Genomic DNA, 12,502 nt, shown 5'->3' on the forward strand with positions numbered 1-12,502 from the left:
TGTCATGGTGTGTGCGGAAGAAAACGTTGAATCATACGTAGTTTTTCGGCGTTGAGGCCAGTCGGCAGGCCATGGCTGAGCGCCACGCTCATGCTGAGGGGACGTTCAGTCGGGATGGTGACAGACGATGAAGGCGGTGTGAGAGCACGCTGAAAAAATTCCAGCATAGCAGGCGAGAGCTGCTGCTGTGCTTCGGGGCGTTCAAGAATCTGTAAGGCACTATTACGCCAATGGGTGACTTGAAGGGTAACGGCACCATCCCCTTCAGGAATGCTGATCTTTCCACCAAGAGAGACATGAGGAGAGGAGTCGAGGAGCGGTAGATCTGCGCTCAGCTCATGCAGACGGAGAATGCAGCTCTTGGTAAGCGTGTCCAGCAAGAAGGGGTGGCATCCCGGCAAAGCAGCGACGACGTGAAGCTGCGTTAAAGGGTGGTGTAGCGGAATGTTGGGATGGTTGAGATGGAGCTGTAATGCTTTGAGGTCGATAGCGAGGGCGCTGTCTGTCAAAGAGGGGTGTGTATTCCAGTAAATTTTCCCGCTGAGGGTGTTAAGGGCACCGGAGAGCTCAGCTTGCTCGGACGTAAAGCGGGCATCACCGAGGGAAAGAGCCGCTGTGCTATGAGTTGCATGACGCTTTGAGGTGAGATGTAGCTTATGGAGATGTATCGTGAGGTCGCGCTCATGAGCGACAAAACGGAGGATCGTTTCGCCGTTGCTTAATAATGGGAGGGAGCGGTGCTGTAGCGCATTGAGGAGCCATGTGGCCCATGAACCGCCCAACTGGACAGATGTGCTCGCACCCCCGATCTGTAGAGCGTCATGCTGCGTGTGAAATTGAATATGAGAGAGCGAAAGCCCAGCCCCAAATGGCCAGCCTTGCGGTGTGACGTGCCCGATGGAGAGCGTTATAGCGTTGGAACGACAGTTCTCTTGGAAGAGTGCGAGTTGGTGCTCCATATGCTTGGTAGCGAGACGATAAGCCCAGACATCAAGCAGTGTGAGTGCGACAAGCAGGCCGAGCGTGAGCGTCATAAGGCGTGCTGGGTAGTGTCGTAACACAAGCCGTAAGCAGGACATGGGGGCAGAAGAGTCTCTCAATGAAGGGCCATACTGACGTTAGGAGGGAGGGTCTTGTGTGACTCTATCACGGGGAAGGGCGTGGGTGTCAGAGAGTTTATCCCACGCGTGTTCAATCGCTGGAATGAGCATTCGTCCACGTAAAGTGGGCAGGGGCTCTCCAATCGCGATGATTAACGTGCCGGGATATTTACGCCATGGGGAGCGTGGCCAAAACAAGCCGGAATTTGTTGCAACGGGAATAATGGGTGTTTTTGCTTGGCGTGCGAGAGCGACAATCCCGTTTTGGAGCGAAACGCGCTCGCCGGGCTTCGTGCGTGTACCTTCTGGGAAGAGGATAATCTGCCGTCCGCGTTCTTGGGCGTGTGAGACACGTTCCATCAGCGTGCGGAGAGCTTGAGAGCCTCCGGTACGATTAACGGGGATCATCCCGCTTAACAACAGCATAGGGCCGACGAGAGGGATCTTAGTGAGCTCTTGCTTAATAACATAGGCCGGTAAGGGCACTGCATTCATCCACACAAAACCATCAAAGAAGGATTGATGTTGAGAAGCGATGAGAAAGGGGCCTGTGGGCAAGTGCTCTGTCCCGGTTAGTGTGATCCGGATATTGCAGAGTGTGCGTAATCCCCAAAGCACGGCACGAGACCAGAGCTTGGCATAGCGTAGGGCCCAAGCGTCTTTATTGCTTAAGCGAATAGGAAACGCCGCAATCCCCATAATGAGGGTGAGAAGGAGAAGATAAAGATTAAAAAGCGTACCGCGAACAAGGCTCATCATACGTGATTGCATGGCCTGAAACCTATCAAGCAGGCAAGTAAAAAATCACGCGTTTCATGATCAGCTCGCTATGGGGTGAGGTCGTAAGGATGTTGGGGAGTGTGCATAAAGCTACGCATAATGGCACCGAGGAGCTTTATATATTCGCGCGTGAGGATAGCCCATGTCCGCTTATTCCAGAGATGGGAGAGTGATTGAGCGCGTACGGGATACGGTGTCATGTCTAGGTGAGGCGCAACATAGTGGAACTCCAGCAATGCGCGGGGCATGTGGTAGGTTGAGGTAATGAGGACGATATGGGTCAGGTGATGGTCGTGCGCCCATTGTTCAGTCTCACGCACATTGCCAACTGTGCCGATCGCACGACGCCCGAGGGTGATCTGTTCACGCAGATGAGAAGGGAACGATGTTATTTTCGGCTTGATAATTGGCTGCATATGGGTCTGGGGAGCGACACCTGAGATGAGCAATGGAAGGTCAGGATGGTCTTGGAGGAGGTGCAGTGCTGTAGTGATGCGGTCTTCTCCACCAGTGAGCACAACAAGCCCATCATGAGGGGAGGCTAAATGCGGGAGTGCCGGCGGGGAGAGGGGGCGCAGAGCCGCATTGAGGCAAAAGCACAAAAAGCCAACAGGTCCAACAAGCAGTATGATGGAGAGGCCGCTTGTCAGAAAAATCGTTTTCCAGCGCAGGCGGGACATCATGGCAAAGGCGCCCGTAGGGATGTGTAATAGAAAAACTCGCTCACCATCCATCCTAACACGGCATAGAAAAGCGGGAGAAGATATAAAAAATGGAGCCATGAAGGATGAGACACGTCAAACAATAAAGAGACCTGTGGGGGAGCTTTATGCATCAAAGGGCTTAACAGAGTCATGAGAGCGTAAAGCATAGGGAAGAGAAGCAAGAGCCCTAAAACACTCCCGATGCAGCAGGACATGCCAAAACGTAGAGTGGTCGTCCAATAAGCACGATGTAACGGGCAGCCCAGCTGTGCAAGAAGCTCCAAATCAGCATTTTGTGTCAGGCGCGCAGACTGCGCTGACAGAACAATACTGGCAATCAAAACAGCGCCGGACGTGAGTGTGCCAATGAGCGCACTGAGCAGAGAAGCTGGATAAATAATGGCTGTAAAAGAGGGAATAGAGCTGCGTTGCTGGGGAGGCGCTATCAGTGTTGCGGTAGGGAGCGTTTCTTTTACGCTTTGCTCAAGGCGCGAAGGAGTGCCTGTGTAGTTGAGGGCGATGATCGGGGGCACAGGGCTTGGCCAAGGGGCGTTCCATTGCGTGAGGAGAGTGTTGACCTCAGCAGGCGAGAGGGAACGAACATGAGAAGCCCCCGGGATTTCGGAAAAGTGCTGTAACAGCTCTGCCGATGGTGGTGGGTGTTCTGTTGGCAAGAGAATCAACGCCATGCGTGCCGGCCCTGTATCCCATTGCTGGGCTAGGAAGGTGCCACCCCACATACTGGCGAGGCTAAGGCCCATTCCGACTGTGCTGAGGGCGGCGCAGAGGGTCAGGAGGAGCAAACGCGGACGCGCCAAGCAGCGACGCATTAAAGAGGCGTGTCTCATGGCATTAAAGACTCGCGTGCGGAGAGGGGCGATTCTTCTGCTTGAGGGGGAGAGAAAAATGACGGCTCATTTTCTGTGAACGACGGTTTAGGTTGATGGGGTAAATACAAGGAGGGTGTGGGAAGAAGGCCTTCAAAAGTATCAGCATGGCGGGTTGTGAGCACAATTGTGGTGCCACTTTGTATAAAATCCCCCAAAGCAGGAAGCAGACGTGAGCAGAGCTCTGGGTCAGCGCACATAGGGTCTCCTTCAATGAGGAGGAGAGAGGGGCGTGCAATGAGCGCACGGGCGCAGGCAGCGCGTAAACGCTCCGAAGAGGAAAGGCTCGATGGTTTAAGGTCTCTGCAATGGTCGAGAGAAAGCCATGAAAGGATAGATGTTGTTTCATGGATGATATCGCGTCGGGCAGCCTTCTGTATGGATAAAGGCAAAGCGATATTTTCAAAGAGTGTCAGCTGAGGAGAGAGAAACGGGACTTCCTCAAGATAGCCGATACGCTGTCGAATGAGAGTGCGCGTTTTGTGGGAAAGGCGCGTTGTGATGGCATGGCCAAAGAGAGAGAGGCCGCCCTGAAACGCGGAGCGTAGGGCCAATAGGTTCAGTAGCGCTGTTTTTCCGCTGCCAGCTGGGCCACAAACGCGGAAAAATTGACCGGATGAGAGCTGTAATGAGAGATGTTGGCGCCTCTCTTTGAGGAGTGAGGGCGCCACCGGTAAGATGACATCACGGAGCTCAATCATCACAGAAACCTGTACGTTGTGTTGTTACAGCCGGCGTCCAAGCCATGTTGCACATGTGGCTGCAATGGCTGAGATAACCATCAGGAGAATCCCATCCATAATAAGACCATGTGGGGTGAGGATACGGCCTGCAAGTTCAATCTGTGTCGGGAAAGAACGTGTTACATGGTCCACCAGTTCTTTTGTCTGTTGGTCATTTGTCGCATTGCTAAGGCTGCTATTCGCGATCCCGATAATATGGGGCACAAGGCTCCACGCAATGCCGATAAGCAGAAGAAATGGCGCGAAAAGCTCGGTAATTTGAAGAAGAAAGCATGAGAGCGCATGGGCAAAGGCCCAGATAATATTCTGTACGACCGACAAAGCCATAGGGACGACCCGTGATGGGGCGCGTCGTTGGTCAACCATACGTTCAGGCTTAGGGTCAGAAGTGTGTTCCGTAGAGGAGGGCGTGTCCATTGAGAGTCCCGTTGATCGTGATGCAAACAAGAGAGCCCTAAAAGGGCGTTGGATAACGTCTTCATACAGGGCAAGAGGTTTCAGAACCCTTTAAGAAGCGTTGTGTTAACGCCTTATGAAAGGGGAGCACTTTCCCTGATGGGCGAAGTTTAGCATCTCGATAGGCGATTGTCTCTCTTTAGGTAGTCAAGAAAGCGATGGGTTGTGTCGTTACTCTGGGGAGAGAACATGCTAGATGGCTTTCTATGGCATTGAAAGTGACGGTTTTGAAGGCAATAGCCTCATAACGGACAAGGAAGGCCTTGTCTTCACGCGGCTGGCTGCCCAATTTGGAGGAGTATGATGAATCAAACTGTTTCTCATGATCCGGTCGGCTGGCATGGTACGACCATCCTTTGTGTACGACGCGGATCGCAAGTGGCGATGGCTGGAGATGGACAGGTCACGCTTGGCTCAACGGTGATTAAAGGGAATGCGCGTAAAGTGCGGCGTATTGGCCCTAAAGGCACCATTCTTGCAGGTTTTGCTGGCGCAACGGCCGATGCGTTTACGCTTCTTGAGCGGCTGGAAGGCAAGTTAGAACGGCACCCTGGCCAGCTAGAGCGTGCGTGTGTGGAGCTCGCCAAAGATTGGCGGACTGATCGTTATCTTCGTCGTCTTGAAGCGATGATGGCCGTAGCTGATGAAAACCGCTTGTTTACCCTAACGGGGAATGGTGATGTGCTGGAGCCAGAAGATGGGCTTATTGCCATTGGTTCAGGGGGGCAATTTGCGCTTTCTGCAGCACGCGCCTTGATGGATGTCGATGGGCTAGACGCGAAAGAAATCGCGCGGCGAGCCATGAAGATTGCTGGTGATATTTGCGTTTACACTAATCACTCCGTGCGGATTGAAACCCTAGGTGAGGGGGAAGAGGAACGTTCATGAGTGTCGTTGAGTTTGTTCCACGTCAGACGGTCCATGAGCTTGACCGCTTTATTATCGGCCAAAACGAGGCAAAACGCGCTGTTGCGGTAGCGTTGCGCAATCGTTGGCGCCGGGCGCAGTTGCCTGAAGGGCTGCGTGAAGAAGTCGTGCCCAAAAACATCCTCATGATTGGGCCAACTGGCTGCGGTAAGACCGAAATTGCACGTCGTTTAGCGCGTCTTGCCAATGCTCCTTTCCTTAAGGTTGAGGCGACGAAATTTACAGAAGTCGGCTATGTTGGTCGTGATGTCGATAGTATTGTGCGCGACCTTGTTGATGTTGCCCGCACGATGCTGCGTGAGAAAAAAATAAAAGACGTTCAGCCGCAAGCTGAAAAAGCGACAGAAGAGCGCTTGGTCGAGGCGTTGGCGGGTAAAGAGGCCACAGCGGATGTGCGCGTGCAGTTCAGACAGATGCTGCGGGATGGCGAGCTAGAAGAGAAAGAGATCGAGATCGAAGTCTTATCTGATGCATCGTCTGCTTCTTCTGGAGGGGACTTCCCACCGATGCTTCCAGGGCAGGTCGTTAATTTGGGCGATGTGATGCGCGGGGCGATGGGGCGTGAGCCTGTTGAGAAGAAAATGACTGTCGCTGAAGCGCGTGAGCACATCGTGCGAGAGGAAGCGGATCAGCTTCTCGACGAGGAGGCGCTTAGCCGAGAGGCTGTTGCCCATACTGAAGAGCATGGCATTGTTTTCCTTGATGAGATTGATAAAGTTTGTGCAACTTCGGAGCAGGGCGCGCGCACGGGGGATATTTCCCGTGAAGGTGTGCAGCGTGATCTATTGCCGCTTATTGAGGGAACAACGGTTACGACGAAGCATGGTTCGTTAAAAACAGACCATATTTTGTTTATTGCCTCTGGTGCTTTTCATATCGCGAAACCGGCAGACTTATTGCCTGAGCTTCAAGGGCGGTTGCCTATTCGTGTTGAGCTTTCGGCTCTGACACGAGACGATCTGCGGCGTATTTTACTTGAGCCTGAGCATTCGTTGGTGAAGCAATATACAGCGCTGATGGCCACAGAGGGTGTGCGTTTAGAGTTTGATGAGACGGCTATTGATGCTTTAGCAGAGCTCGGGGCTGATATTAACGAGCGTGTTGAAAATATCGGAGCCCGCCGTTTAGCAACAGTGTTGGAGCGTTTGCTGGAGGATATTTCTTTCACAGCGTCAGAGCGCTCTGGTGAGGTCGTGCGGATTACGGCCCAAGAGGTGCATGAGAAAGTATCGCCTTTGATGCAGAAAGGTGATTTGAGCCGCTTTATTTTATAAAAAGCGGAAAAGCCCTTTGAAACATTATGCCGGGATGGAGTTCTTGAGTGTCTGAGATGATTAAGCCACCTTTTGTGGCGCCAGAAGAAGATAAAGCAGCCTCAGCAATTGCAGCCATTGGTGATGAGTTGTCTCTCTTTGATGACTGGATGGAACGCTATCAATATATCATTGAACTTGGGCGGAAAATTCCGCCCTTTCCTTCAGAATGGCAAAATGATTCTCATCGTGTCCCTGGGTGCCAGAGCCAAGTATGGCTAGAAGCAACGGAGCAGGAGGGGAGGTTGTTCTTTGCGGGCGCTTCTGATGCGGCGATTGTTCAGGGGCTCGTCGCTTTATTGCTACGGGTATATTCTGGCCGAACGACGGAAGAGATTCTGGCAACAGATGCCAGTTTTCTTCATGAGCTTGGGCTCGTTCAAGCATTATCAACCAATCGTGGGAATGGTGTAGAAGCCATGGCTCAAGCGATTAGAGCACGAGCTGCTGCGTAAAATATTTTCTCTCGATTTTGGTAATATCCCTATAAAAAACCCCACCTCCTTTATTAGGGGTGGGGTTTTTTGTAAGCGTCAGAGCGTTTTAGTGTGCCCCATTATCCGCTGGCATTCCTGCATCAGGCATGCCGCGCTTCATTGGCATGTCGGATTTCATATTGGCTTTTTTAGCGCCTTTTTTATCACACTTTGTGAATTTCCCTTTTCCATCACGGCAAGGAGCTGGTTTGCTCTTCTGTTCACATTTCGTGAACTTGCCCTTCGCATCACGGCAAGGTTGAGCAGAGCCTTGGGCAAGAGCTGCTTGGCCCGCGACTGTGCTGAGAGCAAGAGCAGCAAAAGCAAAACGACGGAACATCATAATAATCTCTCCTTATAGAGAAAAATCTTATAGATCTGCCCACGGCAGGTTGCATCCTTTGTAACCATTTTGGGCGAGAATGAATAGTTAAGCCTCTGTCATCTCTGCGTCATAAAAAAGGGGAAACGCTGATACGCTTCCCCCCTTTTCGCACATACATTATGTCGAGCTAAGAAGACTTAATGATGAGCATCCTGTGCAGTTTTTTCCTCTGGCAATGCGTAAGCAATAAGGCTGTCGCCCATTTTGCTAAGGAAGGAGCCATGGCCCCCTGCATAGGTAATGATATATTGCCGTCCATTGACGGAATACGTCATCGGTGTTGACTGCGCCCCGGCAGGGAGACGGTCTTTCCAGATGACTTTCCCGTTCGTCATATCATAGGCACGGATATAGTAATCCTGCGTTGATGTGAGGAACGCGACATTCCCAGCAGTGGACAATGGGCCGCCAAGGCTTGGCACACCAATTTTGATAGGTGGCATCTGGATGGGCAGTGATGATCCGTGCAGAGAGTCACGGAAAGTGCCGTTACGATGCTGCCAAACAATCTTATTGGTGCGTAGGTCTAGACCTGCGACAGTCCCCCAGGGTGGTATGCGGCATGGAACCGGGAGCCCCAATGGAAGCAAGACTGGATCCAAGAATGGATGCAGGTTAATCCCAAAAGGCGTTCCGTAATTAGGCTGTACCCCAGTTTCCCCAGAGGAAGCTTTCGCTTCACCTTTAGGCCAAGTTGGATTGTCAGGGCCACGAGGAACCAGTTGAGAGACAAAGGGAAGAGCAATCGGATTGATGAAAGCGATCTGACGCTGTGGATCAACCGAGAGGCCACCCCATTCGAACATGCCAAGATTGCCTGGGAAGACAAGCGTGCCCTGTGTTGAAGGCGGTGTGAAAGGGCCTTCATAGCGCAGGCTGTGGAAATACACGCTGCAGAACATTTGGTCGATGATCGTCCCACCCCAAATATCCTTGTCCGACATCGGTGCTTTAGGGCGTAATGTCAGCTGAGACGTCGGCTGTGTTGGACTGGTGTAATCGCCAGGAGCAGCGCCTTGTGGAACGGGAACTTCAGGAGCTGGAACAATCGTTTTACCTGTCCGGCGATCCAGAACGAACACGTCACCATCTTTGGCTGGCACGTAAATAGCGGGAACCAGAGAGCCATCTTTTTGAGTGATATCCACCAAAGTAGGCTGAGCAGGAACATCCATATCCCAGAGGTCATGATGGACGGTCTGATAGAACCATGCCAGCTTCCCGGTATCAGCGTTTAAAGCAACGATCCCTGGAACAAAACGTTCTGCTTCTTTAGAGCGATGTCCACCCCATTCATCAGGAGTGCCAACGCCCATAGGGATATAAACCAAGTTAAGGTTTTTATCGTAGGCGGAGACGATCCATGAATTAGGAGAGTTTGAGTGGAAATGCGGATGTTCTTCACTTGGCATTTCGTTAGGGTCAGGGTTGGCTGCATCAAAAACCCATGCCAGCTTACCTGTGTAAACGTCATACGCACGGGTAGCGCCGGAAGGTTGGTTGATAGACCCATTGTCACGCACAGCCGAGTTTACGATGACATATTTGTCCGTCACGACAGGCGGTGAGGTTGGCGCATATTCCCCCAAAGTTGTGTAAGGCTGGTGAGAGAAGCGAAGGTCTACTTCACCATCATTGCCAAATCCATGGCAACGCTGACCAGTGGCAGCGTCCACTTCAAGCAGGCGCCCATCATTGACCAACATCACAATACGGTTGGCGCAATCATTAAGGGAGACAGCCTGACCATCTGAATTGACAGGGTTTGCAGGCGCCGTATGTTTGCTGACACCGCGGCATGTCAGATGCTGGAACGTTGGCCTAATTTGAACCTTAGGGTCAAAGATCCAATTTGTTTTGCCGGTTTTCGCATCAACAGAATACAGCTTTTGGTGAATTGAGCAGAAATAAAGCGTGTTATTAAACTCAATTGGTGTCGCTTCGTTGGTTGCTTCTGCGGGGTCATTAGGAGCCCCTGGCAGGTCATGCGTGTGCATCACCCAAGCAACTTTGAGTTTATCAACGTTCTTGGAGTTAATCTGCGTGAGCGGAGACCAGCGCTGACCAGCCTGCGTGCGCGCATAAGCGTGCCATTCTTCCGGAGGGACATTCTCCGGGTTCGCAGGGTGCATATTAGCGATCGTCGTCGGTAATGACCCTTCTTGATCATGCGGATCCATGAACGCAGAGACGACAAGCGTCAGCGCACTTAAGCCCACGGCCCCTAAGAGCGGCAATGTGGCAGCACGACTTGCAGCAAGAGGGCGGGAGATGACAGGCAGTAAAAGCACGATCCCGACAATGAGAACGATATCAAGCCGTGGGAGTAGCCCCCAGACATCCAACCCGGTGACGCAAAGAGCCCAGATGAGCGTGCCAAACAAGATAAGCGCATAAAGCGCGAGTCCAGCCGGGTTTCGCTTGAAGAGCAAAGCGGCTGTCAGCAAGAAGCCGATACCGCTGATAAGATAATAAAGGGGGCCACCTTCAATAGCGGACCAAACGCCGCCGATAGCCAGCAAAAGGCCAATGATTGCAATAACAAGTGCTGCAATCGCTGGCCAAAGCCCCCGTGTTTTGGAAATAGAAGACATGGGGCAAGCCTTAAAACTTATGACAGTCCTAGCCTCTTCATTAAAGCAGGTTCATGTTTGTTTAAACACAAACTCAGGAAAAAGGACAAAAAAATAGGGTTAATTTTGTCCTGCATCCTCTGTCTGCGATCCAATAATTAAGGAAACATTACATGACCTTGTGACTAGAAGTTGCGCCACATATAGGGCGTTTCTTACAAACTGTTAAGCTCATAGGAGCGTCCCACGAATTCTCCCTTGTGGAAATATGCTATTCCCGATATAAGCGCGCGAGTTATGCACGCGTCCGGGCCCGAAGTGGCATGCCCGGCCGTGCGGCTAGAATGTTCCTTACATTGTAGCTCGTGATCATAAGGGAGAGTAAAATGCCCAAGATGAAGACAAAGTCTTCGGTTAAGAAGCGGTTCAAAGTGTCCGCGACCGGCAAAGTGATGTGCGGTCCGGGTAATAAGCAGCATGGTCTGATCAAACGCCCGCAGAAGATGAAGCGTAGCAACCGTGGCTCTCAAGCCATGACGCCTATGGATTCACGCACCGTGAAACAATGGGCGCCCTACGGGCTTTGAGAAGGAGATAACAGACCATGGCACGTGCTAAACGGGGTGTAACCACCCACGCTCGTCATAAAAAAGTTCTCGAGCTCTCCAAGGGTTATCGCGGACGTTCCTCAACAAACTATCGTATTGCGCTGGAGCGTCTTGAGAAAGCTCTGCGTTATGCGTATCGTGACCGTCGCAACAAAAAGCGTGATTTCCGCTCCTTGTGGATTCAGCGTATTGGTGCGGCAACACGCGAACATGGCCTGACCTATAGCCGTTTCATCAATGGTTTGAACAAGGCAGGGATCGAGATTGACCGTAAGGTGCTTGCTGCTATCGCGTATGATGATGCAGAAGCCTTTGCAGAAATCGTACGTAAGGCCCAAGCGGCTCTGTAAGGTTCCTTCCTTACAACGGGTCACGGTGGCTTCCCCTCTTTTGGGAATGCTCTCAAGAGGGATGTGACTGGCGGGCTGCCCTGCAGATGCGGGGTGGCCCGTTTTTTATGGTGGTGAAAGACAGGCGGTATGGCCAACGATCTCGAAACATTAAAGAGCGAGACTGTCGAGGCTCTTGCAGGAGCGCAAACTCGCGCTGAGTGGGATGCAGTGCGTGTTGGCACTTTAGGGCGCTCTGGCAAGTTAACTGGGCTTCTTCGGCAATTAGGGACATTCCCTCCTCAAGAGCGTAAAGAGCGCGGACAGTCGCTCAACCGATTGCGTGATGAGCTGACCGTGTTGATTGAAACGCGCGGGCAAGAGATCGAAGAAGAAGCGCTTCAGAAACGTCTTAATGACGAGAAAGTTGATGTTACCCAACCGCCGGCGATGCCTATGGTTGGTAAAATTCACCCCATCAGTCGCACGATTGAAGAAATTACGAGCATTTTCTCAGCCATGAGCTTCCGTGTGGCTGAGGGGCCAGATGTTGAAACGCAGTGGCATAATTTTTCTGCTCTCAATACGCCAGACCATCATCCAGCGCGCACAGACCAAGACACGTTTTATGTGCCTTCTGAACAAGAAGGTGGGGAGCCGCGTGTGCTGCGGACGCAAACGTCAGGTGTTCAGATTCGCACCATGCTCGATGAAGGCGCTCCTGTCCGTATTATTGCGCCGGGGCGTACGTACCGTGCTGACCATGACGCGACCCATTCACCGATGTTCCATCAATGTGAAGGGCTCGTTGTCGAAGAAAATATTACGCTGGGGCACCTTAAAGGATGTCTTGTTGAATTCTTACGTGTGTTTTTTGACAAGCCTGATCTCCCGGTGCGTTTTCGTGCCTCTTATTTCCCTTTTACTGAACCTTCGATGGAAATTGACATTGGTTGGTCAAGGAAAACGGGGGAAATTGGAGCTGGAGAAGATTGGCTTGAGGTTTTAGGTGCGGGCATGGTGCATGCGCGCGTTCTTGCCAATTGCGGGCTAGACCCTCAGCAATGGCAGGGCTTTGCTTTTGGTATGGGCATTGAGCGTTTGGCTATGTTGAAAAACGGTATCCCAGATTTGCGCTCTTTTTATGAAAGTGACCTGCGCTGGCTACGTCATTATGGTTTTTCGGCGCTTTCACCGGCTACGCTGACGGAAGGATTCTGA

Annotated in this window: 14 protein-coding genes; 6 read left to right on the forward strand and 8 right to left on the reverse strand. The window is 51.9% G+C overall.

Going from position 1 to position 12,502, the window contains the following annotated elements; genetic code table 11:
* Positions 1–2: 2 nt before the first annotated feature.
* From F457_RS0106160 to F457_RS12325, 6 genes are all read right to left on the reverse strand, one after another.
* Positions 3–1,079 carry a hypothetical protein gene (locus F457_RS0106160; protein ID WP_018980266.1) on the reverse strand — a complete coding sequence of 359 codons (1,077 nt, stop codon included), beginning with the start codon at positions 1,077–1,079 and terminating at the stop codon, positions 3–5.
* Between the two features lie 39 nt (positions 1,080–1,118).
* The gene (locus tag F457_RS0106165; RefSeq protein WP_026294244.1) at positions 1,119–1,856 is read right to left on the reverse strand and encodes a lysophospholipid acyltransferase family protein; all 738 of its coding nucleotides are present in this window, start codon (positions 1,854–1,856) and stop codon (positions 1,119–1,121) included.
* Between the two features lie 71 nt (positions 1,857–1,927).
* A complete protein-coding gene (locus F457_RS12320) occupies positions 1,928–2,563 on the reverse strand; it encodes a YdcF family protein (RefSeq protein WP_018980268.1) in 636 nt (211 codons plus the stop codon).
* Complete coding sequence (locus F457_RS0106175; protein ID WP_018980269.1) at positions 2,560–3,432, reverse strand: hypothetical protein; 873 nt, start codon at positions 3,430–3,432, stop codon at positions 2,560–2,562. The genes F457_RS12320 and F457_RS0106175 overlap by 4 nt, the downstream gene beginning before the upstream one ends.
* A complete protein-coding gene (locus F457_RS0106180) occupies positions 3,429–4,172 on the reverse strand; it encodes an ATP-binding cassette domain-containing protein (RefSeq protein WP_018980270.1) in 744 nt (247 codons plus the stop codon). Before F457_RS0106180 ends, F457_RS0106175 begins: the two co-directional genes overlap by 4 nt.
* Before the next feature lie 24 nt (positions 4,173–4,196).
* Positions 4,197–4,631 carry a hypothetical protein gene (locus F457_RS12325; RefSeq protein WP_018980271.1) on the reverse strand — a complete coding sequence of 145 codons (435 nt, stop codon included), beginning with the start codon at positions 4,629–4,631 and terminating at the stop codon, positions 4,197–4,199.
* A gap of 339 nt (positions 4,632–4,970) precedes the next feature.
* On the opposite strand from F457_RS12325, the gene hslV reads away from it, so the two are divergent.
* Genes hslV through F457_RS0106205 form a run of 3 tightly spaced genes read left to right on the forward strand, consistent with a single transcriptional unit; the run spans position 4,971 to position 7,365 of the window.
* Positions 4,971–5,558, forward strand: a complete 588-nt coding sequence (hslV, locus tag F457_RS0106195; protein WP_026294245.1) for an ATP-dependent protease subunit HslV — start codon at positions 4,971–4,973, stop codon at positions 5,556–5,558.
* Entirely contained in the window at positions 5,555–6,871 is a 1,317-nt protein-coding gene (gene hslU / locus F457_RS0106200) for an ATP-dependent protease ATPase subunit HslU (RefSeq protein WP_018980274.1), read from the forward strand. The genes hslV and hslU overlap by 4 nt, the downstream gene beginning before the upstream one ends.
* 56 nt (positions 6,872–6,927) lie before the next feature.
* On the forward strand, positions 6,928–7,365 hold the full coding sequence (locus F457_RS0106205) for a SufE family protein (protein WP_026294246.1): 438 nt from the start codon (positions 6,928–6,930) through the stop codon (positions 7,363–7,365).
* Positions 7,366–7,453: 88 nt separating this feature from the next.
* Here the strand turns inward: F457_RS0106205 and F457_RS12330 are convergent, their stop codons facing one another.
* Positions 7,454–7,729: a hypothetical protein gene (locus tag F457_RS12330; protein ID WP_018980276.1), complete on the reverse strand. Its 276-nt coding sequence runs from the start codon at positions 7,727–7,729 to the stop codon at positions 7,454–7,456.
* A gap of 179 nt (positions 7,730–7,908) precedes the next feature.
* Positions 7,909–10,365, reverse strand: coding sequence for a membrane-bound PQQ-dependent dehydrogenase, glucose/quinate/shikimate family (locus F457_RS0106215; RefSeq protein ID WP_018980277.1), 2,457 nt, complete (start codon positions 10,363–10,365; stop codon positions 7,909–7,911).
* Positions 10,366–10,730: 365 nt separating this feature from the next.
* Here F457_RS0106215 and rpmI point away from each other — a divergent pair, with 365 nt between their 5' ends.
* From rpmI to pheS, 3 genes are all read left to right on the forward strand, one after another.
* Entirely contained in the window at positions 10,731–10,931 is a 201-nt protein-coding gene (rpmI, locus tag F457_RS0106220) for a 50S ribosomal protein L35 (protein WP_018980278.1), read from the forward strand.
* A gap of 17 nt (positions 10,932–10,948) precedes the next feature.
* Positions 10,949–11,302, forward strand: coding sequence for a 50S ribosomal protein L20 (gene rplT / locus F457_RS0106225; protein WP_018980279.1), 354 nt, complete (start codon positions 10,949–10,951; stop codon positions 11,300–11,302).
* Between the two features lie 129 nt (positions 11,303–11,431).
* On the forward strand, positions 11,432–12,502 hold the full coding sequence (pheS, locus tag F457_RS0106230) for a phenylalanine--tRNA ligase subunit alpha (protein WP_018980280.1): 1,071 nt from the start codon (positions 11,432–11,434) through the stop codon (positions 12,500–12,502).

The sequence above is a fragment of the Saccharibacter floricola DSM 15669 genome, from assembly GCF_000378165.1.
Classification (GTDB): domain Bacteria; phylum Pseudomonadota; class Alphaproteobacteria; order Acetobacterales; family Acetobacteraceae; genus Saccharibacter; species Saccharibacter floricola.

Coding starts and splice junctions, on each gene's coding strand:
- F457_RS0106160 (WP_018980266.1), bottom strand. CDS start 1,079: ATGTCCTGCTTACGGCTTGTGTTACGACACTACCCAGCACGCCTTATG.
- F457_RS0106165 (WP_026294244.1), bottom strand. CDS start 1,856: ATGAGCCTTGTTCGCGGTACGCTTTTTAATCTTTATCTTCTCCTTCTC.
- F457_RS12320 (WP_018980268.1), bottom strand. CDS start 2,563: ATGATGTCCCGCCTGCGCTGGAAAACGATTTTTCTGACAAGCGGCCTC.
- F457_RS0106175 (WP_018980269.1), bottom strand. CDS start 3,432: ATGAGACACGCCTCTTTAATGCGTCGCTGCTTGGCGCGTCCGCGTTTG.
- F457_RS0106180 (WP_018980270.1), bottom strand. CDS start 4,172: ATGATTGAGCTCCGTGATGTCATCTTACCGGTGGCGCCCTCACTCCTC.
- F457_RS12325 (WP_018980271.1), bottom strand. CDS start 4,631: ATGGACACGCCCTCCTCTACGGAACACACTTCTGACCCTAAGCCTGAA.
- hslV (WP_026294245.1), top strand. CDS start 4,971: ATGATGAATCAAACTGTTTCTCATGATCCGGTCGGCTGGCATGGTACG.
- hslU (WP_018980274.1), top strand. CDS start 5,555: ATGAGTGTCGTTGAGTTTGTTCCACGTCAGACGGTCCATGAGCTTGAC.
- F457_RS0106205 (WP_026294246.1), top strand. CDS start 6,928: ATGATTAAGCCACCTTTTGTGGCGCCAGAAGAAGATAAAGCAGCCTCA.
- F457_RS12330 (WP_018980276.1), bottom strand. CDS start 7,729: ATGATGTTCCGTCGTTTTGCTTTTGCTGCTCTTGCTCTCAGCACAGTC.
- F457_RS0106215 (WP_018980277.1), bottom strand. CDS start 10,365: ATGTCTTCTATTTCCAAAACACGGGGGCTTTGGCCAGCGATTGCAGCA.
- rpmI (WP_018980278.1), top strand. CDS start 10,731: ATGCCCAAGATGAAGACAAAGTCTTCGGTTAAGAAGCGGTTCAAAGTG.
- rplT (WP_018980279.1), top strand. CDS start 10,949: ATGGCACGTGCTAAACGGGGTGTAACCACCCACGCTCGTCATAAAAAA.
- pheS (WP_018980280.1), top strand. CDS start 11,432: ATGGCCAACGATCTCGAAACATTAAAGAGCGAGACTGTCGAGGCTCTT.